Below are 24,912 nucleotides of genomic sequence, written 5' to 3'. Positions count from 1 at the left end.
TCGTCAGAACGCCTGACCGATGCCGGCATATATGCCGAAGCGTGGATCGCCTGGACCGCGGTTGAGCGGAATGGCGCCGTCGATGCGCAGCGGACCGAACGGCGTCACATAACGCAGGCCGACGCCGGCGCCGACCTTCACATCGGAGAAGTCCGGGAACTGCTTGGTGGACACAGTACCGGCATCGACGAACGGAACGATGCCGATCGTGTCGGTGATGCCGATGCGCATTTCGGCCGAGGTCTCGAAGTAGGAAAGCCCGCCGGTCGGCTTGTTGTTGATGTCCTTCGGGCCGATGCCTTGATAGGCGTAGCCGCGCACCGAGCCGCCGCCGCCCGAATAGAAGCGGCGGTCTGCGGGAACGTCTCCCAGAGATGCGCCGACGATCGAGCCCAGCGCCACGCGGCCGGCCAGCACAAACCGGCCGCCGGTGTCGAGTGCCTGATAAGCCGAACCCTCGCCCCTGAGCTTCACGAAAGTGGCGCCATTCAGGAGATCGTAGCTCGGCTCGACATAGGCCAGTGCCCTGAAGCCGCTCTTCGGGTTCAGCTTGTTGTCGCGGTTGTCAAAGACATATTGCAGCGGCACGCTGGCAATCAGGTAGTCGTGCTTGCCGAAGCTGTCGGTGATCTTGGAATAGTCGAGCGACAGTTCCGCCGAAACGGTCTGCCTCTTGTCGATCTCGTAGGAGAGCCCAGCGCCGCCCTTGACCGAGAAGCGGTCATAGGCGTCCGGATGCTCGTAGACGGTCTTCAGATTGGCAAAGAACTTGGAAGCGGGACCGACCACGCCCGGTTTCTCGAACATGATGCCGGCATTGTAGTTGAGCTGGCCAATAGCATTGGAGCCGATGCCGCTGATCGAGCCGTCGATGCGCAGCTTCTCCGCCTTGCCGAACAGGTTGCGATGGCCCCAATAACCTTCCAGTCCCAGCCCTTCGGTGTTGGACAAAGTGCCGCCAACGCCGAAATAGCGCGGCTTGCGCTCGCTCACCTCAACACCGATGGGGATGTTGCCGTCGGCGTCCAGCTTGTCGGCTTCCTTCAGCGTCACGCTGTTGAAGACTTCGAGGCCGAGCAGCCGGTCCCGCGCCGTATCGATTTCCTTGGGCGAATAGCGCGCGCCGCGCTTCAGCCCGGTCATGTATTCGGTGAAATCGCGATCCACCGTCTCGGTGCCCTTCACCGTGGTCTCGCCGTAGCCCGCGACCGGACCGGCCTCGACGGTCAACGTCACGTCGAGCCGGCCGTTGGCATGGTCGGCGACGACCTCGCGATCGGTGACCTTGGCGAGCGGCCTGCCCTCGTCCTTGAGCGCCTTGACCAGTCTCGCCTCAGCCTTCAGCACCGCGCCCGAGCCGGCATCGCCGCCGGAGATCAGACCGAAATCGGCGCTGGCGAGCCCCGCGGCATCGCCCTTGAGACGGATGTCGCCCAGCGTGAACTTCTGGCCTGGGGTGACGGTGATCGTCACCGGTATCGGTTGCTGGCCCTTGAATTCGGCATCCGGCGGCAATTCGTCGATCGACTGGCCGGCAATTGAGATGTCGACCACGCCTTCGTAGCGGGCGTCCTCGTAAAGCGCCGCCACCAGCTGCTCGCGATCGCTGCGCGCCTTGGTCATCAGGCCGAGAGAACCGGAAACAGGATGGTCCTCGTCGGCTTTCAGGCCGGAGACCGCCTCGATCCTTTTCTTCAGATCCGCGTCGTCATCCTTGACGTCAATGGTCACAGCATAACGCAGCGGGTCGGCAATCTCGGTGTCCGCCTTGTCGTCGGACCCCCACAGCTTGATGCCGAAGAGTTCGAAGGCGGAAACGCTACGGCTTTCGGCTATCATCGTGGCGGCGCCAAGCGTGACAGCGAGCAAGGCGCGCGAAAGGCTGCGCCTGCACGCGCTGCCCTGCCAATCGCGCTTTTCCCTCGTCGGCATCAGCCGCACCTGTCCTCCAAGACCCGAACCGTGTCCCTCCCATGCTCCCTGATTGCTAAAATTGGAGTGAACTTCTGAAGTCCTCGTAAATTCCTATAGGGCACGAACCATGAAATGTCTGAATTGCTTGCACCTTTGAGTTCACACCTTTTGTTCCGTCGCAAAATTGTGTGAAGCTTTTCATATGAATGCACACTGAATGCCCCTAAGGCACGGTTTGCAATGGACCTTCGTGGGCCGGTTATGGCCGTTTGCGCGTGTTGACAAGCCTCGGCTAAGGCGGAACATGCCACGACAGCCGGAAAAATCGGGCACCGTTGTCGCTTGGCAACGCGGCTGTGCTGGAAAGTGAGAGGAGGATGCGATGGTTTTGCGTGCGGTCAGGATACTGCCGGTTGTTCTCCTGCTCCTCTCGGTCTTCCACGGCCTCGCGCAAGCGGCGGAGACCAAGCGAATCGTCACCACCGACAATGTCGATTATTTCGGCTTCGACCTCCGCTCGGAGCAGAATGTCACGCTGGATCAGTGCAAGACCGACTGCCTCGGCGACAATGCCTGCCGCGCCTTCACCTACAACACCAAGGCCAAGTGGTGTTTCCTCAAATCCGACTACAACACGCTGAAGCCCTTTGCCGGCGCGGTCGGCGGCAAGGTGGTTAACGTCGCCAGCGAACCCGACATCGGCGCGCCCAAGGAACTGACCTATTTCCCGGCCTGGATGGCCGACCAGGCGCTGCAGTATCGCAAGCGCCTGGTCGGCCCCGGCTATTCCAAGCCGACCGACGGGCTGACGACGCTGGAACAGGCCGCTGAACAGGCGGCCCTGACCGGCGACCACCGCGCAGCAATGCAGAAATATGAAGCGGCACTGTCGATGATGCCGGACGACGGCACACTGTGGACCAAGCTCGCCCACGAGACCCTGGCGACGCTGACGACGGCATCCAGCAACGACCAGTCGACATTGCAGGCTAATGCGACCTCGGCCACCTTCAATGCCTACCAGCTGTCGCGCACCACGACCAACCGCGCCGAGGTGCTGGCCCTGCTTGCCGCCGGTCTCGACAAGCGCGAACTCTACCGCCCGGCGTTGCAGGCCTATGAGGCCAGCCTTGCGCTGGTCAATTCACCGGCGGTGCTTTCCGAATACCAGGACCTGAAGGCCCGCAAGGGTTTCCGCGTCGTCGAGCACAGCGTCGATGCCGACACCACCGCGCCGCGCATCTGCGCGCAGTTCTCGGAAGAGCTGGTCAAGACCGGCGTCGACTATGCGCAATTCGTCACCATCGACGGCGCCGCACCCAAGGGCGTCGAGGCCAAGGGCAAGCAGATCTGCGTCGAGGGCCTGGAGCACGGACAGCATTACAACATCACCTTCCGCGCCGGCCTGCCTTCGGCCATCGGCGAGGTGACAGCCGCCCCGGTTGCACTGTCGATCTACGTACAGGACCGCGCGCCGTCCGCCCGCTTCACCGGCGACAGCTTCGTGCTGCCGGCCGGCGTGCGCCGCGGCATTCCGGTCGTTACCGTCAACATGAACGCCGCCGACATGAAGCTCTTCCGCATAGGCGACCGGTCCTTGGCCCAGCTTCTGTCCGGCTACCAGTTCTTGCGCCAGCTCGACGGCTACGACATGACCAACATCAGGGACCAGATGGGTCAGCCGATCTGGGAAGGCCGGATGGAGATCGCCGGCGACCTCAACAAAGAGGTCACCACCTCCTTCCCGGTCGACGAGGCGCTGCCGCAGCGCAAGCCCGGCGTCTATATCCTGACCGCCCAACCGGTGGATGACCACAGCGACACCTACAATTCGCGTGCCACGCAATGGTTCGTGGTCTCCGACATCGGCCTTTCCACCTACACCGGACAGGACGGCCTGAACGTCTTTGCCCGCTCGCTCGGCACCGCGAAGCCGATCCAGGGCGCCGAACTCACCCTTCTTGCCCGCAACAACGAAATCCTCGGCACCGCGACGACAGACGCCGAAGGCCGCGCCGTCTTCAATCCTGGCCTCACCCGTGGCGAGGGCGGCATGGTGCCGGCCGTGCTGATGGCCAAGCAGGGCGACCAGGACTTCGTCTTCCTCGACATGGCCAAGGCCGGCTTCGACCTGTCGGATCGCGGCGTCGCTGGCCGCGCCGCGACGGGCGCGCTCGACGTCTACGCCTGGACCGAGCGCGGCATCTACCGCGTCGGCGAGGACGTGCATGTGCAGGCGCTGGCCCGCGACGACACCTCCAAGGCGGTCGACAACCTGCCGCTGACCTTCATCTTCACGCGCCCCGACGGCGTCGAGGCGCGCCGTATCGTCAGCGACGGCACCTCGGCAGGCGGCCATTCCGTCGACCTGTCGCTGGAGCCGAACGCCATGCGCGGCAGCTGGACGGTGTCGATCCACACCGATCCCAAGCAGCCGGCGGTGGCGAGCCAGATGTTCCTGGTCGAAGACTTCGTACCGGACCGCATCGAATTCGACCTCACCGCCGACAAGACCGAGATCGCGCAGGGCGAGACGGCCAATGTCACCGTCGACGGCCGCTTCCTCTACGGCGCGCCGGCGGCCGGCCTGGCGCTGGAAGGCGAAACCACGCTGGCGGTGACACGCGACTGGGATCGCTTCAAGGACTTTGTCTTCGGCCTTGCCGACGAGCAGGCCGCCCAGCCTTCCTCGACGCCGCTGGCCGACCTGCCGGTGGTCGGCGACAACGGCAAGGCGACCTTCCCGGTCACCATCGCCCAGCTGCCATCCACCACCAAGCTGGTCAACGCCAAGGTGACGGTGCGCATGCGCGAGACCGGCGGCCGCGCCGTCGAGCGCTCGCTCAATCTCGCCATCCGCCCGCAGGGTGACATGATCGGCATCCGTCCCGATTTCGAGAATGACGAGGTACCGCAGGGTGGCACCGCCAAGTTCAGCCTGATCGCCGTCGACCGCGACGGCAAGCGCAAGGCGATGGCCGGCGCACAATGGTCGCTGGTCAAAGTCGAACGCAACTACCAATGGTACCGCAATGGCAGCTCGTGGAACTACGAGCCGGTGACCTTCACCAAATCGGTCGCCAACGGCGCGGTCGACATCGCCACCGACGGCGAAGCCAGCCTGTCGCTGCCGGTCGACTGGGGCCGCTACAGGCTGGAGGTGGAGACATCAAGCGCGGACGGCCCGGCAACGAGCTACGAGTTCGACGGCGGCTGGTATGTCAGCGCCACCTCGACCGAGACGCCCGACGGCCTCGAAATCGCGCTGGACAAGGACGGCTATGCCGCCGGCGATGTCGCCAAGCTGAAGGTCTCGCCGCACTACGCCGGTGAACTTCTGGTGACGATCGGCGCCGACCGGCTGATGAAGACCATCGACGTATCGATACCCGCCGATGGCGGCACCGTCGACATTCCGGTTCCCGACAATTGGGGCGCCGGCGCCTATGTCACCGCCACGCTGTTCCGGCCGGGCAACGCGCAGGAAAGCCGCATGCCGGCCCGCGCCATCGGCGTGAAATGGTTGAAGATCGATCCCGGCGCCAAGAAACTTGGCGTCGCGCTGACGCCACCGGCCAAGACCGAACCGCGCCAGTCGCTGTCGATCCCAGTCGCTGTCACCGGCATGCAGCCGGGCTCGCAGGCCTATGTCATGGTGGCGGCCGTCGATGTCGGCATCCTCAACCTGACCAACTACAAGGCGCCGGACCCCGAGAACTGGTTCTTCGGCCAACGCATGATGGGACTGGAGCTGCGCGATCTCTACGGTCGTTTGATCGACGGCTCGCTCGGCACCACCGGCAAGCTGCGCACCGGCGGCGACGGCAATGCCATGCAAAGCCAGGGCAGCCCGCCCACCGAAAAGCTGGTCGCCTTCTTCTCCGGCATCGTCAAGCTTGACGCCGAAGGCAAAGCGACGATCGATTTCGACCTGCCGCAATTCAACGGCACGGCGCGTGTCATGGCCGTGGCCTGGACGAAGGAAGCCGTCGGCCACGCCTCCACCGACGTCATCGTGCGCGATCCGATCGTGGTCACGGCCGGCTTGCCGCGCTTCATGGCGCCGGGCGACTCGGCCACCATGCGGCTCGACTTCGCCAACACCGACGGCCCGGCCGGAGACTACGCGCTGAGCATCCAGACCACCGGCGACCTGACGATCGGCGAGGAAGCGGTGCCGGCCAAGCTGACGCTCGCCCAGGGCAAGCGCCAGTCGCTGACCGTGCCGCTGATCGCGGTCTCGCCCAGCGATGCCACTCTCACCGTCAAACTCGCCCATGAAGGCGGTCCTGAGGTCGAGCAGACGCTGTTCCTGCCGATACGGCCGTCGCAGCTGCCGGTGACGTCGCGCATGGTCGTCGACCTCAAGAGCGGCGGCGGCGCGCTGCGCGTCGACAAGGAACTGCTCGCCGCCAGCATCCTGCAAGGCGCCTCCGTCAGCGTCGGCGTCTCGCAATCGGCGGCCCTCGACGTGCCGTCACTGCTGTTGTCGCTCGACCGCTATCCTTATGGCTGCGCCGAGCAGACGACGAGCCGCGCCATGCCACTGCTCTATATGAGCGAGATGTCGAAGGGTTACGGCATCCCCGACGATCCGGGCCTGCACGACCGTGTGCAGCAGGCGATCTACCGGGTGTTGAGCTACCAGGCTTCCGCCGGCAGCTTCGGCCTGTGGGGCCCCGGCTCCGGCGATTTGTGGCTGGATTCCTATGTCAGCGATTTCCTGACCCGCGCCCGCGAAGCGAAATACGACGTACCGGCGCAGGCAATCTCGCAGGCGTTGAGCAACCTGCAGAATTCGATCGGCTACGATCAGGACGTTCAGGATCGCGGCACCGATATCGCCTATGCGCTCTATGTGCTGGCCCGCAACAAGAAAGCCTCCGTCGGCGACCTGCGTTATTATGTCGACACCAAGCTCGAAGCCTTCTCGAGCCCGATGGCGGTGGCGCAACTGGCCGCCTCACTCGCGCTCTACGGCGACGCGCAGCGCTCCGACGCTACCTTCTCCACAGCGCTGCGGCTGGCCAAATCCATGAATGACTATGACTGGTACCGCACCGACTACGGCTCGGCGCTGCGCGACGGTGCCGCCATGCTGGCGCTTGCCGCGGAATCCAAGCCAGCGCCGGCCGTGTTGCCGGAACTCGTCAAGCTGGTGGAAAGGGAACGCGCGAAAGCCCGCTGGACGAGCACGCAGGACAACGCCTGGATGCTGCTGGCGGCCCGCGCGCTGAAGGAAGGCAACGACACCATAAAGCTTGAGGTCAACGGCCAGCCCCATACCGGCGCCTATTCGGCCGACATGACCGGCGAGACCCTGCTCGACACCCCGCTCACCGTCGCCAATGACGGCAAGGCTCCGCTGCAGGCGGTCGTCACCAGCGTGGCCTCGCCCTCGCAACCGCTGCCGGCAAGCGGCGACGGCTACACCATCGAGCGCACCTACTACACGCTCGACGGCAAGGAAGCGAACGTCACCGAAGCCAAGCAGAACGAGCGTTATGTGGTCGTGCTCAAAGTCGCGTCGCAGAACGACTGGCCGCAGCGCATGCTGGTCACCGACCTCTTGCCCGCCGGTTTCGAGATCGACAATCCCGGTCTCGTCTCCAGCGCGCAGCTCACTGGCTTTCCGTGGCTGGCGCAGACCAATGCCGCGCATCTCGAATTCCGCAACGACCGTTTCGTCGCGGCCTTCGACCCGTCGGAGGACGACGGCGACCGCACCAAGACGATGGCCTATGTCGTGCGCGCCGTGACACCAGGTGTCTATGTGCATCCGGCGGCCTCGGTCGAGGACATGTACCGGCCGCAATATTCGGCCCGCACCGCTACCGGCATGATGGAGGTGAAGGCGCCGTAAGGCGGCCGATGAGGCGATCATGACGATCGAAGCGTCCCCTCCCTCGCCTGGCAGGAGCCGGTTGCGGCGCCTCGCCATCCTCGCGACCGCCGCCATCGCCTTGGCGTCGATCGCGGTCGGCGGCCTCTGGGCGCTCGACCGTGCCTTCCCGCCGCCTCTGCCGGAGAAACTGGCCGTTTCCGCCGAGGTCGTCGATCGCGACGGGACCTTGCTGCGCGCCTTCGCTACGCCGGATGGCTATTGGCGCCTGCCTGTTGCCATCGATCAGGTCGACAAGAGCTTCGTCGAGATGCTGGTCGCCTATGAGGACAAGCGCTTCTGGGATCACGAGGGCATCGATTTCCTTGCCCTCGGCCGCGCGGCAACCCAGTTCGCCACCAACCGCCGCATCGTCTCCGGCGGCTCGACGCTGTCGATGCAGCTCGCCCGCCTGATCGAACCGCGCGAAAGCCGTTCCCTAGGTTCCAAGCTCAAGCAGATGCTGCGCGCCGTGCAGATCGAGCGGCGGCTAACCAAGCGCCAGATCCTGGAGCAATATCTCACGCTTGCACCCTATGGCGGCAACCTTGAGGGCGTGCGGGCGGCCTCGCTGGCCTATTTCGGCAAGGAGCCGCGCCGCCTCACCGTCTCGGAAGCGGCACTCCTGGTGGCGCTGCCGCAATTGCCTGAGCGCCGCCGTCCGGACAGGAACCTCGCCATAGCCCAGGCGGCGCGCGATCGTGTGCTCACGCGCATGGTCTCGGCTGGCCTGATCGGCGACCGCGAGGCCCGCCGTGCCGCGCTCGACGATGTCTCCGGCCTGCGTCGCCCGCTGCCCGCTTTTGCCGCGCATGCTGCCAACACGCTGGTGCGCAAGGCCGAGGCCGGCGCGCCGCTGAAGCTGACGATCCGCAAGAGCGTGCAGGAAGGCCTTGAAGCGGTCGCCCGCGAGGCCGCCGCCAAGCTCGGGCCCAAACTGTCGGTCGCTATGGTGCTCGCCGATTCCCGCACCGGCGACATTCTGGGCGAGGTCGGCTCGGCTTCCTTCTTCGATTCCAGCCGCTCCGGCTGGATCGATATGACCCGCATCCTGCGCTCGCCCGGCTCGACGCTGAAACCCTTCATCTACGGCCTCGCCTTCGAACAAGGCGTGGTCGCCCAGGAAACCATCATCGAGGACAGCCCCGCCGACTTCTCCGGCTACCGGCCGAAGAATTTCGACATGGGCTACCAGGGCGATGTCTCGATCCGGCAGGCGCTGCAATTGTCGCTTAATGTGCCGGCTATCCGCATCCTCGACACGGTCGGGCCGGCGAGGCTGATGGCGCGCTTCCGCCAGGCTGGCGTCTCGCCGTTGCTGCCGGTCAACGAAGCCCCCGGCCTTGCCATCGGCCTCGGCGGCGTCGGCGTCAGCCTGCGCGACCTCGTCCAGCTTTACACAGGGCTCGCCAATGGCGGAAAAGCGCATCCGCTGCGCGACGGCACCGAGGCTGTGCCCGTGACGGGTGCCGCAACAACCATCCTCGACGAGCGCGCCAACTGGCAGATCACCGACATCCTCGCCGGCGTGCGCCCACCCGAGGGCGCGCAGCAACGCGGCATCGCCTACAAGACCGGCACCTCCTATGGCTATCGCGATGCCTGGGCGATCGGCTTCGACGGCCGCCATGTGCTGGGGGTCTGGGTCGGCCGGCCCGACGCCAGCGCGGTGCCCGGGCTGTCGGGTTACATTTCCGCCGCACCGATCCTGTTCGAAGGTTTCGCGCGCTCCGGCATCGCCGCCGTCGCTTTGCCAAGCCAGCCCGCGGGCGTGCTGCGGCCACGGCGCGAGGACTTGCCGGTGACGCTCGCCCGCTTCGGCACCGCCTCCGACGTCTCGGTTGTCGCCGCGCCGACCGAACCCGCGCCGCGCATCGTCTTTCCACCCGACGGTGCCCGTGTCGATCTCGGCACGTCGGGGCCTGGCGCCACGCCGCTAGTACTGAAGCTGCAGGGCGGCCGCGCACCGTTCCGCTGGTTGGCCAACGGCAAGCCGCTGGTCGGGATCGATCGCCGGCGCACCGCGACCTGGCTGCCGGACGGCGCTGGCTATTCGACGCTGACCGTCATCGACGCCGCCGGTCGCGCCACCAGCGTCAAGGTGTTCGTCGAATAGCCTGTCGCGCGGTTCCCCAAGGCGCCGCCGCCATACCGAAGAAATCGTTGGGTTCGCCGCCGGCCGGCCCGGCTTGAATCGCGTACGGCCAAGGCGGCCTCAAACGCGTCGGCGCCGCTGCGTGCACCCGAAACCGTCACCAGGCAAGGAAGAATTTTCTTGCCCTGCGGCTCACACGCTGCAACTTTTCTCCCTACGCCTGAAAAATGCAACTTTCGCCGCACCCAATTTCTACAATTTCGATAGAGTAGAATTGTGTTCAACGGAGGCTGAAATGACCAACCCTCATTTCAAGAAGCTGCTCGGCGCGCTCATCGCCGGTTCTGTCCAATTCGGCGCGCTCGGTTTCGCATTCGCCGACACGACCATCCTGAATGTATCCTATGACCCGACCCGCGAACTCTACAAACAGTTCGACGAAGCCTTCGCCGTCCACTGGAAGAAGGAGACCGGCGAGACCGTGACCATACAGCAATCGCATGGCGGCTCCGGCGCGCAGGCCCGCGCCGTCATCGACGGTCTCGATGCCGATGTCGTCACGCTTGCCCTGGAAGGCGACATCAACGCGATCTCCTCGAAATCGAAGAAGATCAACCCAGACTGGCGCACCAAGTTCGAGAACAATTCGGCCCCTTACACCTCCACCATCATCTTCCTGGTGCGCAAGGGCAACCCGAAGGGCATCAAGGACTGGGACGATCTGGTCAAAGAAGGCGTGCAGGTCATCACGCCGAACCCGAAGACATCCGGAGGCGCGCGCTGGAACTATCTGGCCGCTTGGGCCTATGCCAATGCCAAGGACGGCAACAACGAGGCCAAGACCAAGGAATTCATCTCCAACCTCTATTCGCATGTTCCCGTGCTCGACACCGGAGCGCGCGGCTCTACCGTCACCTTCGCGCAGAAGGGTCTGGGCGACGTGCTTCTGGCCTGGGAAAACGAGGCTTACCTGGCGCTCGACGAATTCGGCGCCGACAAATTCGACGTCGTCTATCCGCCGACCTCGATCCTCGCCGAACCGCCGGTCGCCGTGGTCGACGCCAATGTCGACGCCAAGGGCACCCGCAAGGTCGCAGAAGCCTATCTGAAATACCTTTATTCCAAGGAAGGCCAGACGCTGATCGCCAAGAACCACTATCGTCCGGCCAAGCCCGACCTGGTGCCGGCGGAAGATCTCGCCAAGCTGCCGCAGATCAAGCTGGTCACCATCGACGATCCGCAATTCGGCGGCTGGAAGAAAGCGCAGCCTTATCATTTCGCCGACGGTGGTATATTCGACCAGGTCTACAAGCCGGCGCAGTGACAAGAACGGCATATCCGCTTCGGCACCTTCGGAGCGGGCGAAAGCCAGGGCGAACAAAAGGGACGGATTTCTAGAAACATGACCATGGCACCCGCGCAGGCGGGGTGGCGGTTCAGGCAGCCGAGTGTCATTCCGGGTTTCGGACTGACGCTCGGCTTCTCGCTTGTCTACCTCACCCTCATCATCCTCATCCCGCTGACCGGGCTGGTCTGGCGTTCGGCTGCCCTGGGCTGGACCGATTTCTGGCATATCGTGACAGCGCCGCGCACGCTGAAGGCACTGCAGATCAGCTTCGGCACCGCGCTGATCGCCGCCGCCATCAACGTCGTCTTCGGCACACTCGTCGCCTGGGTGCTGGTGCGCTACAAATTCCCCGGCCGCCGCATCGTCGACGCGATGGTCGACTTGCCTTTCGCCTTGCCGACCGCCGTTGCTGGTATCGCGCTGACCACGCTCTACGCGCCGAATGGCTGGCTGGGTGCGCCGCTGATGCAGGCCGGCATCAAGGTCGCCTACACGCCGCTCGGCATCGTCATCGCCCTTGTTTTCGTCAGCCTGCCCTTCGTGGTGCGCACCGTCGAGCCGATCATCGAAGAGATCGACAAGGAGGTCGAGGAAGCCGCCGCGACGCTCGGCGCCAGTCGTTTCCAGACCATCACCAAGGTGCTCTTTCCCGGCCTCGCACCTGCCATCATCACCGGTTTCGCACTCGCCTTCGCGCGTGGCGTCGGCGAGTTCGGCTCGGTCATCTTCATCGCCGGCAACCTACCCAACGTCACCGAAATCGCGCCGCTGCTCATCGTCATCCGGTTGGAGGAATTCAACTACGCCGCCGCCACCGCGATTGCCGCCACCATGCTCGGTCTCTCCTTCGCCCTGCTGCTCGTCATCAACCTCCTCCAGTCATGGAGCCGCAAGCGCTATGGCTGATCCGGAAATCAAGTCCTACGAGCCGGTGCACAACAATCCCTCGTCGGCAATTACCGAGAGCCGCGCCGCGCGCGGCGTCTTCATGACGATCGCCTTCGTGTTTCTCGGCCTGTTCCTTGTCCTGCCGCTGATCATCGTGTTCGAGCAGGCCTTCGCGAAAGGCATCGGCGCCTATTTCACCTCGCTGAACGACCGCGACACGCTCGCCGCGATCCACCTCACCTTGCTGGTGGCGGCGATCTCGGTACCGCTCAACGTCGTCTTCGGCATCGCCGCATCCTGGGCGATCGCCAAGTTCGAGTTCAAGGGCAAGGCATTCCTCATCACGCTGATCGACCTGCCCTTCTCGGTCTCACCTGTCATTTCCGGCCTGGTCTATGTGCTTTTGTTCGGCGCACAAGGCTTGCTTGGCGCCTGGCTGAAGGCCAATGGCATCGTCATCCTGTTCGCGGTGCCGGGCATCGTGCTTGCCACCATCTTCGTCACCTTTCCCTTCGTGGCCCGCGAGTTGATCCCGCTGATGCAGGAACAGGGCAATGGCGACGAGGAAGCGGCCCTGTCGCTCGGCGCCAACGGCTGGCAGGTTTTCTGGTATGTCACCCTGCCCAACATCAAATGGGGTCTGCTCTACGGCGTGCTGCTGTGCAACGCCCGCGCCATGGGCGAGTTCGGCGCGGTGTCGGTGGTCTCGGGTCATATCCGCGGCATGACCAACACCATGCCGCTGCACATCGAGATCCTCTACAACGAATACAACGCCGTCGGCGCCTTTGCCGTGGCTTCGCTGCTGGCCGGGCTCGCGCTCGTCACGCTGGTCTTGAAAACCGCTCTCGAGATGCGCTACGGCGCCGAGCTCGCCGCCACACGCGGACACTGACAGGGACACCCGCATGGAAGTTCGCGTTGCCAATGTACGCAAGGAGTTCGACCGGTTCCCGGCGCTCCGTGACGTCTCGCTCGACATTCGCTCGGGCGAGCTGATCGCGCTGCTCGGTCCGTCCGGTTCCGGCAAGACCACATTGCTCAGGCTGATCGCCGGGCTGGAGCAGCCGACCGCCGGCAAGATCTTCTTCGGCGACGAGGACGCTTCGAGCAAGACCATCCAGGAGCGCAATGTCGGCTTCGTGTTCCAGCACTATGCCCTGTTCCGCCACATGACCGTGGCCGACAATATCGGCTTCGGGCTGAAGGTGCGGCACGGCACCAACCGGCCGCCCAAAGACGAAATTCGCCGCCGCGCCTCCGAACTGCTCGACCTCGTTCAACTTTCGGGACTTGAGAAGCGCTATCCGGCGCAGCTGTCAGGCGGCCAGCGCCAGCGCGTCGCGCTCGCCCGCGCCATGGCGATCGAACCCAAGGTGCTGCTGCTCGACGAACCCTTCGGCGCGCTCGACGCGCAGGTGCGGCGCGAATTGCGGCGCTGGCTGCGCGACATCCACGACACCACTGGCCACACCACCGTCTTCGTCACCCACGACCAAGAGGAAGCGCTGGAACTGGCCGACCGCGTGGTGGTGATGAGCCAGGGGCAGATCGAGCAGATAGGCACCGCCGACGAGGTTTACGACACGCCCAACTCGCCCTTCGTCTTCGGTTTCATCGGCGAGTCGAGTTCGCTGCCGGTCAAGATCGACGACGGCCAGCTCTGGATTGCCGACCGTCCGATCGGCCTGTCCGCGCCGAATCATTCGCCCGGCGACGCCCTGCTCTATTTCCGCCCGCACGATGTCGAGCTGCTCGACGGTTGCAGCGGCTGCATCGCCGGCACGGTAATCGCCAGCCGCCGCGTTGCCGGCACCCGCCGCGTCGAACTGGAAATCGGCGGCGAGCGCCAGCGCGTCGAGATCGAACTGCCGGTCGACCATCCCGCCGCGCAGAAGAGCCGCGTCGCTTTCCGCCCACGCCGCTGGAAGCTGTTTCCGCAACAGGACGGGCAGAAGTAGTCGGAGACGGAGTTTTCCGGCCAATCATGGAATGAACGACCCGGAATTGTCGATCCGGGAGACGGTTTTTCCAATTCCACGACGGCTGTTGAAGCCCGCATGCCTCGTGTTGCGCGGCGCGGGCTTTATGGTGCGAGGCTCCTGATGTTTTTTTGAACGGAGCCTTTTCATGAGACGCCTTTTGCTTGCCGGTGCCGCCCTGGCCGGTCTGATCCTCGCTGCCGCGCCCGCTTTGGCCGCCGACAAGCTGCTCAACGCTTCCTATGACGTTGGCCGCGAACTGTTCGTGCAGATCAACAAGGCCTTCGTCGAAAAGCATCCGGGCACCACCATCGACCAGTCGCACGCCGGCACCTCGAAGCTGGCGCGCTCCATCGTCGAAGGCCTCGGCGCCGACGTGGTGACCTTCAACCAGGTTCCGGACGTCGATTTCCTGGTCAAGCAGGGTTTTGTCTCGGCCGACTGGCAGAAAGATTTCGCCAACAACGCCTCGCCCTTCTATTCACTGCCCTCTTTCCTGGTCAGGGCCGGCAATCCGAAGAACATCAAGGATTGGGATGATCTCGCCCGCGAAGGCGTTCAGGTGATCTTCCCGAACCCCAAGACCTCGGGCAATGCACGCTACACCTATCTGGCGGCGGCGGCCTACGCCAAAGAGAAGTTTAATGGCGACGAAGCCAAGGTGAAGGAGTTCCTCACCAAGATCTTCAACAACGTGCCGGTGTTCGACACCGGTGGCCGCGCCGCCACCACCACCTTCGCTGAACGCGGCATCGGCGATGTGCTGATCACCTTCGAGTCCGAAACCCAGGGCATTGCCCGCGAATATGGTGCCGACAAATACCAGCAGGTGACACCGTCGGTCAGCCTTTTGGCCGAGTTCCCGGTTGCCATCGTCGACAAGGTTGCCGACGAGCACGGCACCCGCGACCTGGCCAAGACCTATCTCGACTTCCTCTACACTCCCGAAGGCCAGAAGATCGAGGCCGAGAACGGCGTGCGCGTGCGTGACGAAAAGGTCGCGGCCGAGTTCAAGGACAAGTTCCCCGCCGTGCGCCTCGTCACCGTCGAGGACGTATTCGGCGGCTGGGCGAAGGTCCAGAAAGACCACTTCGGCGAAGGCGCGCTGCTCGACCAGATCTACGGCAACCGCTGAGGCGGCACGACGCTCCACGCAAAAAGCCGGCGCAAGCCGGCTTTTTCATTTATGGCCGCGGGGTCGACCAATTCACTCGAAGATTTCGAAAAGTCACGAAAAATCAACGCTCTTCTTATTGTATATCAAAACACTGAACTCTATTCTCCCAATGCGCGTTCAGGCTGCCGATCCTGCCATGATTTGCGCACAAACAGCCGGCAAATGGCTGGTCGGATCGCGGATCAAGCAGTGTCGGGCATGCTCACCAAAAAAGGCAAATACGGGCTCAAGGCTCTCGTGCATCTGTCGCGCATGCCGGTCGGGCAACTGGCCTTCGTCAACGACATCGCCGTTGCCAACAACATCCCGAAGAAATTCCTCGACGCCATCCTCGGCGAACTGCGCAATGCCGGCTTCGTGCAGAGCCGCAAGGGCAAGGATGGCGGCTATCGGCTGGCCAGGCCCGCCGCCGAGATCAAGATCGGTCATGTTGTGCGCGTGCTCGACGGGCCGCTGGCGCCGATCCCTTGCGCCAGTCGCACGCAGTATCAGCGCTGCGAGGACTGCAACGAGGCGACCTGCGAAGTGCGCCATATGATGCTGGAAGTGCGTCAGGCCATCGCCGACGTGCTCGACAACCGCAGCCTGGCCGCCATGCGCGACGCCGACAATGACGATTATCCGGCGGAACTGTCGACGCAGTCCAACTAGCTCACGTTCCACCCTGTTCGAAACGGCCTGCGGTGGAACGAGTTACCGGCTCCCCGCCGCGATGAGCGTCACACGGTCGCCGCCTTCACCCGTCCCACCAACCACAGCAACAGCAGCATCGCCGCGAGATTGACCAGGTTCCAGGCGATGCCGTTCAGGAAGGCAGCGCTGTAAGAGCCGTAGAGGTCATAGATCCAGCCCGACATCCAGCCGCCCGCCGCCATGCCGAAGATCGTTGCCATCATCACCAGGCCGACGCGTTGGCCGGCTTCGGCCGCCGGCATATATTCGCGCACGATGATGGCGTAGCACGGCACGATGCCGCCCTGCGACAGGCCGAAGACCAGTGAGACGATGTAGAGCGAGGCCAGCCCGTCGAAGGGGATGTAGAACAGCAGCGCCAGGCACTGCAGCGCCGAGCCGATCAGCAGCGTCTTCACGCCGCCGATGCGGTCGGCGACGAAACCCGAGGCGATGCGGCTGACCACGCCGCCGGCGAGCATGATCGACAGCATCTCGGCGCCGCGCGCCACGCCATAGCCGAGGTCCATGCAATAGGCGACGATATGCACCTGCGGCATCGCCATGGCCATGCAGCAGCCGAAACCGGCAACGATGAGCAGGCCTTGCAGCGTCGCCGGCGACAGTGGGATCGGCTGCACGCGCCGCCCGCCGGGGGTGTTGGCAGCCGCCTCGCGCGGGGCGCCTTCGCGCAGCATCAGCGTCAGCGGCACCATGGTGACGACGCAGAATATGCCGATGCCGAGATAAGTGGTGCGCCAGCCTTCGGCATGCATCAGCGGCGGTATCACCACCGGCCACAGGGCGCCCGCCAGATAGTTGCCGCAGGCGGCAAAGGCGACGGCCACGCCACGGCGCCGGTTGAACCAATGCGAGATGTCTGCAACCAGCGGACCGAAGATCGCCGCCGTGCCGAAGCCGACGAGGATGCCCTGCGCCAGCGTGAATTGCAGGATCGAGCCGGCAAAGGATGCCAGCACCATGCCGGCGCCAAGGGTCAGCGCCGACAAGAGCGCCGGCAGCCAGTAACCCATGCGGTCGACGGCCCGGCCGACCAGCACGTTGCCGGCGGCAAAACCGATCATTGTCGCCGTATAGGGCAACGAAGCATCGGCACGGTCGACGCCGAATTCGGCCTGCACCGCTGGCAACACCACCACCACCGCCCACATGCCGACCGCGCCGATCGTGCCAAGCGCCACCGAGATGGCGAGGCGTATCCAAGCCTTGCGGCCATCGATGACGGAGGCCGCGTCCACCGGCCGGACGGGATGCTGGTTCATGTCTGGGCCCGGGCTCCTTGCGGTAGGCTCGGAACTCATGCGCCTTTCCGCACTCGCCCGGCAGCACCAATCTGGCCCAAGAAATGATACCAGATATCGGGCAACGCACTTCAAGGAAGGGAAACGACACCGCCCTCGGTCAGCACCATGTTGGTCAGCGTGCGCTCGGCATGGGTCAGCCGCCAGTCGAGCATCTTCTGTGCATAGCGCAGAACGATCGGCGCCATTTCGGGTCGGTCGGCCAGGTTCGTCATCTCATGCGGGTCTTGAGCCAGATCGAACAGCAGTGGCGGTAGGGCCGCGAAATGCACATACTTGTAGTGCCGGTCGCGCACCACCGCATAGCTGCACTGGTCGGAGGCGATGCCGAGTGCCATTTCCACCTTCTGCGTCGCCACGGTGCGGAAGTCGTGCTCGAAGAACACGGCGTCGCGCCAATCGGTTGGCGTGGCGCCATGCAACAGCGGCATCAGCGAACGGCCGTCGCAGGCCCGCGGCTTTTCGAGCCCCAGCCAATCGAGGATGGTCGGCATGATGTCAACGGCCTCGGTCAGCGCATCTACGGTCGATCCACGGCCCGCATCGGCCTCGGCACGAGGGTCGCGGATCACCAGCGGCAGGTGGAAGGCGCCGTCGAAATAGATCTCCTTGCCCCAGGCATGGTGCTCGCCCAGCATCTCCGCATGGTCGCTGGTGACGATGATCAGCGTGCGGTCATATTCGCCGGTCCGTTTCAGATGCGCGACGATGCGGCCGATATGGTGGTCGACCTCGGCGATGAGCCCGTAATAGGTCGCTCGCATCTGGCGGATTTCCAATTCCTCCGCAGAGACCGGATCAAGCGGGCTGTGCTCGTCATAAAGGCCGGGTTCGCTCAGCCTGTCGAGCTCATAGGCAAGCAGCGGATGCTGGCGCTTTTCCTGCGTTAGGCTTGCCGCCCGCGCAGGCAGCGTCACGTCGGCGGGATCGACAATTCGATTGTAGGGTTCCGGCGCGATCAACGGTGGATGCGGCCGGTAGAAGACCAGATGCGCGAACCACGGTTTTTCGTCGCGCACCGCCAGCCATTCCAGGAAACGGTCAGCAAGATAGGCCGTCTCGCTCTGTTCGGCCGGGAAGATGGTGGGGATGTAACGAAAGCCGCGATCCGCCGGCTTCTCGAAGTCCGGTCGCGGCCGGAAAACATCGCCGCGGCCGTGCGGCAGCCGGTAGCCGCGCGCCACGAGATCAGCCACCCACGGTGCCATGTCGTCGGGCAGATGCAGCGGTGTCACGAAACCCGGCATCACGCCCTTGTCGTAGCCGGTCAGCGCCGGATCGTTGGGGTGGCGCCCGCGCGGATCGAGGCTGGTGTCGGTATAGCCGAACAGGGCCGGCTCGTAGCCCGCCTTGCGCGCCTCCAGCGCGATGTTGCTGTGCCGCGCATCGAGCGGCGTGCCGTTGCGGCCGGAGCGGTGGTTCATCAGATAAAGGCCGGTCAGGAGGCTGGTGCGCGACGGCCCGCACGGCGTGCACTGGCCGAAATGCTGGCGAAACAATACGCCGTCGGCGGCGAGCGCATCGAGGTTCGGCGTGCGCACATTAGGATGGCCTAGCGCCGACAGGCAGTCGCCACGCCACTGGTCGGCGCAAATGAAGAGCACGTTCGGGCGCTGCGGCTTCGTCGTCATTCTAGGTCGAGTCTGTCCGTTGGAAGGTCATTCGGGCTCGCGGCCCACCACCTTGTCGGTGTTGGCGAGCAGCTTGCGCACTGCGGCGCGCGCGGCATCCGGCCGCTGCAGACGGATGTTCTTCTCGACCAGTTCGTGCAGTTTCTGCGCGGTCTCGAGGTCGTCCCCCTCTCGCGTCACATGCACGAACAGGTGGTCGAAGGCCTGTTCGATCAGCACTCCGAGCGGCACCAGCAGATCGTTGCCGGAAGCGCGCAGGATGGCGAGATGGAAGCGCGTGTCGGCGCGCGTGCGCTCTTCCAGCGTTATTGCATCCTTCATATCGCGGCATGCGCGGCTGATCTCCTCCATCTGCGCGTCGGTACGGCGCATGGCGGCAAAGGCGCTCGCCTCCGGTTCGATCAGGTGGCGGAATTCCTGCACCGTACGCAGGAAGGGGCCACGGTTGGGCGAAGTGGCGTACCAGCCAAGCACATCGCGGTCGAGCAGGTTCCAGCGCTCGCGCGGCTCGACCCGGCTGCCGACCTTCGGCCGCGAGGCAAGCAGGCTCTTGGCCATCAGCATCTTGATGGCTTCGCGAACCGCCGAACGACTGACATTGAACGTCTCGGCCCACTTCGCCTCATTGGGTAGGATGGTGCCGGGCGGATAGTCACCGCGCACGATCCTGAGGCCGATTTCGTGCGCGACGGAAGCGTGCACGCTCGAGCCGGCACGGCGCGCGGTGGCGCCGTCGATGGGCTCGATATTTATAGTACCAGTGTCTTCTATTTTCCGCCTAGCCGCTCGCATGCTTCCCCTTGTCGGCGCCGGCCCGAACCATGACCACACGCATCGACCAAGAAGTCCGGGCTTGGCCACCATGTCAAGGCGCCAGCCATGGGAAGCATGGACCGCAGCCTAGCTCAGCGCGACTTCCAGCGAGACGTATCGGCGCGGCGAGGATGCGATCGCCGCCGAGGCCACAGCAACGCCGGCGCGCAACGCGTCTTCCAGCGGCACTCCGTCCAGCAAGGCGCCAAGATAGCCGGCATTGAACGTGTCGCCCGCGCCGGTGGTGTCCACCACCGCAACAGCCGGTGCCGGCACATGCACGAGCGCACCGTCGCGCCAGGCCGATGCGCCCTCGCCGCCACGCTTGATGACGACGATGGCACCGGGCTTGGCATGGTCGGCAAGCCAGCAGGCCGCGGCCTCCACCGTCTTCTCGCCCGACAGCGACAGGCTCTCGATCTCGTTGAGCAGCACATGGTCGCAATGGGCGAGGCAGGCCATGGTGTGCGCCTTGATCGTATCCGTCCAGCCATCCGAAGGCCAGCCAGTGTCGAGTGCCACCTCGAAACCGCGCGCCGAAACGGCTGCCAGCATCGTGTCGAAGGCATCGATCAGGTCGAGATAGAGGAAGGAACCGGTCAGCAGAGCGATGTCACCGGGACGCGCTCTTTCCGGCAGCATCGCCAGCATGCTCTGCGGGGTCTGAACCGCGAGATTGCCGGCCGTTGTCAGGAAGGACCGCTCGCCGCCGGGATGTTCGACGCCGACCGACAAGGCCGTCGGCGTCGCTACCCTGGGCCAGGCGCTGGCGGCATCGCCGAAGGTCTCGACCAGCCATTCGCCGAACATGTCGCTGCCGACATTGCAGACGATATGGTGCGGCACGCCCAGCGCCTTGAGCGCCAGGCCGGTATTGCCGGCCGGGCCGCCGGCGCGCAACTCGGAATGGTCAACGAAGGTTTCCGTGCCGGGACGCGGCCATGGCGTCACCGGCCCCATGATCAGATCGACCATCACGCCGCCAATGACGTGGATGGACGGTCGTTGCGATGGCTGCGGGCGTTCATGCTTCATGGTCTATTCCGGTAATTTTCGTCGAGCGCACCGGCTCGCCGACGCCGGTCACCTTCCGGCCGGCTATGGCAATGATGAGTTTTTGCAGGGCCGGCAGCATGGCGGCCACCGCGCCGAGCCCTTCTCGGGGCGGAAACGAAACAGTCACCGCACCGTCGATCGTAGCCTCGCCGCTGCAATCGAAGATGACCGGCGGGCTGCCTGCGCCGGCTGCCGCCTTTGCCAGCGTCACCGTCCCCGCGCTCAGCGAACCCGGACCGCGCAGCAACAGCACGCCGAGTTCGGGAGCCAATGCTTCCAGCGGACCGTGGCGGAACTGGCCGAACTCGAAACCGAAGGCCGGAATGCGCGCGAGTTCCATCAGGATCAGGCCGCTCGCCTCGGCAAGGCCGCGCAGTTCGCCGCGCCCGGCGATGATGATCGACGTCTTCGACGCCAAGGCCGCGAGCGCGGCATCGACATCGGGCAGTGGTGGTGTCGCAAGCATCGCGGCGAGGTCTTCTTCGCCCACCCCGTGCACAGCGAGCGCCGCGGCATGCAGGGCGAGCGTGACGGTAAGGCTCCGCGTCGCCGCGAAAGCCACTTCCTGCCCGCCGGCGCCAATGAGGCAAGGCAGCGTGCGGCCGAGCGTGCTTTGCGGGGCAAGCGTCATGCCGAACAGGTCACTGTTGTGCGGCAGCCGGTCGAGCAGCTGCAGGATTTCGCCGGATTCGCCCGACTGCGACACCAGCACCAGCGTGCGCGGCCGCACCGGCAAATCCTGCTGTAGAATGTCGCCGGCTGTTTCAGCGCGGCAGTCGACACCCGCCTTGCGCCATGCCGGCTCGACGATGCGATTGACGTAGTGCGAAGCCCCCATGCCGACCAGCACCAGACTGCCGGTACGGGCAATGCTGGCCGCCAGTTCGGCGGCGACAACCGCATTTCCCGTCAGCGAGGCGAGTGCGTCCGCGCCCTGCCTTGCCATCTCGGCCTGCAAACGCGCCAGGCCGATCCCCTCGCCCATTGTCCCCCTCGTCATGGTCAGCCTTTCACGCTGCCGGCGGACAGGCCGGAAAGCAGCGATTTCTGCAGGAAGAAGCCGATCAGCACCGGCGGCAGAGCCGCCAGAAGACCGACCGCCGAGATCAGCCCGTAGTCTGTGGCGCGGCCGGCCGCGAAGTCGGCGATCGCCACCGGCAGGGTCTTGGCGCGGGTGTCGCTGGTATAGAGCAGCGCGTAGAAGAACTCGTCCCAGGCCAGGAGCAGCGCGAAAAGTGCCGCCGCGCCCGTCGAGGCGGCCGCCACCGGCAAGGTGATGTAGCGCAGGATCTGGAACAGGCTGGCGCCATCGATCGAGGCAGCCTGTTCGATCTCCACCGGCACGCCGTCGAAGCCCGACTTCATCAGCCAGGTCACGAAGGGCAGCAGGATCGTGCAATAGACGATGATCAGCGAGGTGACGTTGTTGAGCAGGCCGAGCGTGGAAAACACCTTGTAGAGCGGCAGGATCAGCGCAACCGGCGGCATCATGTAGGTGACGATCACCGCATAAAGCAGCGGCATGCGGCCGGGAAAGCGCGAGAAGGAATAGGCGGCCGGTATGCCGGCAGCGAGCGCGATCACTGTGGCGCTGACCGCCACGACGATGGAATTGCGCAATGCCGACAGGAAGGCCAGGCCGGCCGAGCCCTCTTCCAGCGAGAACAGCCGCGCATAACGCGAGAAGTCCGGCTCGGCGGGTATCCAGCGCAGCGGGATGGTGGTGAGGTCGTTGGCGTTCGAGATGCTCATGATGAACAGCCATGCGACCGGGGCCAATACAGACACCACGAAGGCCGCGACGGCGACATAGATCATGACCGTGGCAAAGAGGCTGCGTCTCACGAGCGTTTCTCCCGCCTGATCAGCATGACGACATAGACTGCAATCATCATCGCGCTCATCGTCGTCACGGTCAGCGCGTAGGCGGCGCCGCTGCCGGCGCGCAGATAGGTGAAGGATTCCTGGTAGACGAAGAACGACACCGTCTTGGTGGAATCGGCCGGCCCGCCGCGCGTCATCACATAGAAGATGTCGAACACCTTGAAGGCCTCGATGGCGCGCAGCACCATCGCCACCGTCAGCGAACCCATGATGCCGGGAATGGTGATCTTCCAGAACCGGATCCAGGCATTGGCGCCATCCATAATGGCGGCCTCGTAGAGATCCTTCGGCACTGTCTGCAAACCGGCCAGCGCGATCAGCGCGATCAGCGGATAGTTCTTCCAGACGTCGGCGAGGATGACCATGTTCATCGCCATCGACGGGTCGCCGAGCCACGACCTGTAGGCATCGAGCAGGCCGACCTGGGTGAGTAGCGCGTTGAGGCTGCCATATTCGGGGTTGTAGATCAGCCGCCACATCACCGCGTTGACGATGGTGGGCAGAGCCCAGGGCAGGATGAGCAGCGCCCGCACATAGGCCCGCCCCCTGAATTCCTGGTTGAGCAGCAGCGCGACCAGCACGCCGAGCACAACTTCGGCCGAGACCGAGAACACGGTGAAATAGGCGGTGTGGCCGACGGCGGCGCGGAAATCGGCATCGTCGAGGATATAGGCGAAGTTCTCGAACCCGACCCACTGCCACACATAGCCCTGGCCGGTGAGGCTGGCGTCGGTGAACGCCAGCCACAATGTATTGAGGAGCGGGAAGGCCGTCACCAGCACCATGATCGCGATCATGGGCGTGAGCAGAAGCCAAGCCGTCCGGTCCTGTTGTGCTTGGGCCATGACGGCTGCGCTCCTTGGGGACGGTGCTTAACGCAGCCGTCCGGCAGCCTTGGTCGCCGCCTTCAAGGCATCGTCCGTCGGAGCCTGGCCGAGCAGCACCTGCTGGATATTCTTCTGCAGGATCGACGACAGCTCGGGATAGGACGGCGTCGTCGGCCGGGCGAACATGACGTCGAGCGACACCTTGGCGGCGTCGATCAGCTTCTCCTGCCCCTTGGTCACGGCCGCATCCTCATAGGACGACTTCCAGATCGGCAAGCTGAGCTTGGCGTATTTGTTCTGCGTCGCCTGCGAGGTCATGAAGGTGATGAACTTCCAGGCTTCGTCGGCGTGCTTGGAACCGGCCGAGATGCCAAGGCCCATCGAGCCGTTGACGGCCGAGGCCGCGGCCTTGCCCTTGAAGCCGGGAGCCGGGACGATGCCGACCTTGCCGGCAACCTTGCTCTCCTTGGGGTCATTGGCCATGTTGTACATGTAGGTCCAGTTGAGCGCGAACGCCGCCTCGCCGGCCGAGAACACCTTGCGCACGTCCTCTTCCAGATATTCGCGCGAGTTCGGATTGGTGATGCCGTCGTCCAGCGTCTTCTTCATGTAGCTGACCGCCTCGACCGAACCACCGGTGTCGAAGTTCAGCTTACCGTCTTTGATGAAGGAACCCTTGGCGCCGCCAACCATCGATGTGTAGTCGCAGATCAGCGCTTCGGCCTGGCTCCAGCTCCACACGACCGGATATTTGGCGATGCCCTTGTCCTTGATGATCTTGGCCTGCTCAGCCAGCTCCTCGAAGGTCTTCGGCGGGGCCGCGATACCGGCCTGCTTCAGCATGTCTTCATTGTAGAAGAGATATTTGGTGTCGAGGATCCAGGGCATGCCCCAGGTCTTGCCGTCATAATTCACCGTGGTCCACGCGCCGTCGAAGATCTTGTCCTTGTCGGCGGCCTGCACGCGGCTGGTGACATCCATCAGGAAGCCCTTGGTGGCGAACTCGGCCGGCCAGATCACGTCGAACAGAACGACATCGTAGCCCGAAGCGCCGGCGCCCTGGGCGGCGACGATCTTGTCGTGCAGCGCCTCGTAAGGCACGAATTCCAGATTGACCTTCGTGCCTGGATTGGCGTCCTCGAAGGCCTTGGCCATCGCCTTGGTGTCGTCTTCGCTGTAGGCCGCCTGCTTCATGAAGATGGCATTCAGCGTCACATCGGCGGCGGACGCCGGCAGCGACTGGTGCACCATGAGCGCCAGCCCGCAGGCCGCGCCCTTGAAAAACCTGTTCATGGTATTCCTCCCGATTTGCTGACTGACCCACGCATTGCGCCCAGGCAGCCCGGCGGGAATACACCATGTCGAATTAATTAAATCAAGTTGATTGGCTTATAATTTTGACCATAATCGGCGGAAGTCGCG

General features: G+C 64.5%; 17 protein-coding genes. 8 read left to right on the top strand and 9 right to left on the bottom strand.

Annotated features, from left to right (window positions below; genetic code table 11):
- Nucleotides 1-3: 3 nt before the first annotated feature.
- Nucleotides 4-1,932 carry an autotransporter assembly complex protein TamA gene (locus FZF13_RS18260; protein ID WP_024923523.1) on the bottom strand — a complete coding sequence of 643 codons (1,929 nt, stop codon included), beginning with the start codon at nt 1,930-1,932 and terminating at the stop codon, nt 4-6.
- A 364-nt stretch (nt 1,933-2,296) separates the two neighbouring features.
- Here FZF13_RS18260 and FZF13_RS18255 point away from each other — a divergent pair, with 364 nt between their 5' ends.
- The 8 genes from FZF13_RS18255 (at nt 2,297) to FZF13_RS18220 (ending at nt 15,936) form a co-directional block, all read left to right on the top strand.
- Nucleotides 2,297-7,777, top strand: coding sequence for an alpha-2-macroglobulin family protein (locus FZF13_RS18255; protein WP_024923524.1), 5,481 nt, complete (start codon nt 2,297-2,299; stop codon nt 7,775-7,777).
- A 19-nt stretch (nt 7,778-7,796) separates the two neighbouring features.
- Entirely contained in the window at nt 7,797-9,911 is a 2,115-nt protein-coding gene (gene pbpC, locus FZF13_RS18250; protein ID WP_051504756.1) for a penicillin-binding protein 1C, read from the top strand.
- Between the two features lie 274 nt (nt 9,912-10,185).
- On the top strand, nt 10,186-11,214 hold the full coding sequence (locus tag FZF13_RS18245; RefSeq protein ID WP_024923526.1) for a sulfate ABC transporter substrate-binding protein: 1,029 nt from the start codon (nt 10,186-10,188) through the stop codon (nt 11,212-11,214).
- Between the two features lie 78 nt (nt 11,215-11,292).
- Nucleotides 11,293-12,144, top strand: a complete 852-nt coding sequence (cysT, locus tag FZF13_RS18240) for a sulfate ABC transporter permease subunit CysT (protein WP_024923527.1) — start codon at nt 11,293-11,295, stop codon at nt 12,142-12,144.
- Entirely contained in the window at nt 12,137-13,021 is an 885-nt protein-coding gene (gene cysW / locus FZF13_RS18235; RefSeq protein ID WP_024923528.1) for a sulfate ABC transporter permease subunit CysW, read from the top strand. Before cysT ends, cysW begins: the two co-directional genes overlap by 8 nt.
- Before the next feature lie 13 nt (nt 13,022-13,034).
- Nucleotides 13,035-14,087, top strand: coding sequence for a sulfate/molybdate ABC transporter ATP-binding protein (locus FZF13_RS18230; protein ID WP_024923529.1), 1,053 nt, complete (start codon nt 13,035-13,037; stop codon nt 14,085-14,087).
- Between the two features lie 169 nt (nt 14,088-14,256).
- Nucleotides 14,257-15,243, top strand: a complete 987-nt coding sequence (locus FZF13_RS18225; protein ID WP_024923530.1) for a sulfate ABC transporter substrate-binding protein — start codon at nt 14,257-14,259, stop codon at nt 15,241-15,243.
- Nucleotides 15,244-15,483: 240 nt separating this feature from the next.
- Nucleotides 15,484-15,936 carry an RrF2 family transcriptional regulator gene (locus tag FZF13_RS18220; RefSeq protein WP_024923531.1) on the top strand — a complete coding sequence of 151 codons (453 nt, stop codon included), beginning with the start codon at nt 15,484-15,486 and terminating at the stop codon, nt 15,934-15,936.
- A 68-nt stretch (nt 15,937-16,004) separates the two neighbouring features.
- Here the strand turns inward: FZF13_RS18220 and FZF13_RS18215 are convergent, their stop codons facing one another.
- The 8 genes from FZF13_RS18215 to FZF13_RS18180 all read right to left on the bottom strand — a co-directional run bounded on the left by FZF13_RS18215 (nt 16,005) and on the right by FZF13_RS18180 (nt 24,783).
- Nucleotides 16,005-17,240, bottom strand: a complete 1,236-nt coding sequence (locus tag FZF13_RS18215; protein WP_024923532.1) for an MFS transporter — start codon at nt 17,238-17,240, stop codon at nt 16,005-16,007.
- 110 nt (nt 17,241-17,350) lie between these two features.
- Entirely contained in the window at nt 17,351-18,910 is a 1,560-nt protein-coding gene (locus FZF13_RS18210) for an alkaline phosphatase family protein (RefSeq protein ID WP_024923533.1), read from the bottom strand.
- A gap of 27 nt (nt 18,911-18,937) precedes the next feature.
- Nucleotides 18,938-19,702 carry a FadR/GntR family transcriptional regulator gene (locus tag FZF13_RS18205; protein WP_024923534.1) on the bottom strand — a complete coding sequence of 255 codons (765 nt, stop codon included), beginning with the start codon at nt 19,700-19,702 and terminating at the stop codon, nt 18,938-18,940.
- Between the two features lie 108 nt (nt 19,703-19,810).
- Nucleotides 19,811-20,758, bottom strand: coding sequence for a carbohydrate kinase family protein (locus FZF13_RS18200; RefSeq protein WP_024923535.1), 948 nt, complete (start codon nt 20,756-20,758; stop codon nt 19,811-19,813).
- Complete coding sequence (locus tag FZF13_RS18195; protein ID WP_024923536.1) at nt 20,748-21,779, bottom strand: SIS domain-containing protein; 1,032 nt, start codon at nt 21,777-21,779, stop codon at nt 20,748-20,750. The genes FZF13_RS18200 and FZF13_RS18195 overlap by 11 nt, the downstream gene beginning before the upstream one ends.
- A 2-nt stretch (nt 21,780-21,781) precedes the next feature.
- Nucleotides 21,782-22,597 carry a carbohydrate ABC transporter permease gene (locus tag FZF13_RS18190; protein WP_036254277.1) on the bottom strand — a complete coding sequence of 272 codons (816 nt, stop codon included), beginning with the start codon at nt 22,595-22,597 and terminating at the stop codon, nt 21,782-21,784.
- Between the two features lie 23 nt (nt 22,598-22,620).
- Nucleotides 22,621-23,508, bottom strand: coding sequence for a carbohydrate ABC transporter permease (locus tag FZF13_RS18185; RefSeq protein WP_024923538.1), 888 nt, complete (start codon nt 23,506-23,508; stop codon nt 22,621-22,623).
- Between the two features lie 27 nt (nt 23,509-23,535).
- Nucleotides 23,536-24,783 (bottom strand): extracellular solute-binding protein, encoded by a 1,248-nt coding sequence (locus FZF13_RS18180; RefSeq protein WP_024923539.1) that lies wholly within the window; start codon nt 24,781-24,783, stop codon nt 23,536-23,538.
- Nucleotides 24,784-24,912: the final 129 nt, after the last annotated feature.

The sequence above is a fragment of the Mesorhizobium terrae genome, from assembly GCF_008727715.1.
In the GTDB taxonomy this organism is placed as follows: domain Bacteria; phylum Pseudomonadota; class Alphaproteobacteria; order Rhizobiales; family Rhizobiaceae; genus Mesorhizobium; species Mesorhizobium terrae.
This window is presented reverse-complemented; position numbering and strand designations above follow the sequence as displayed.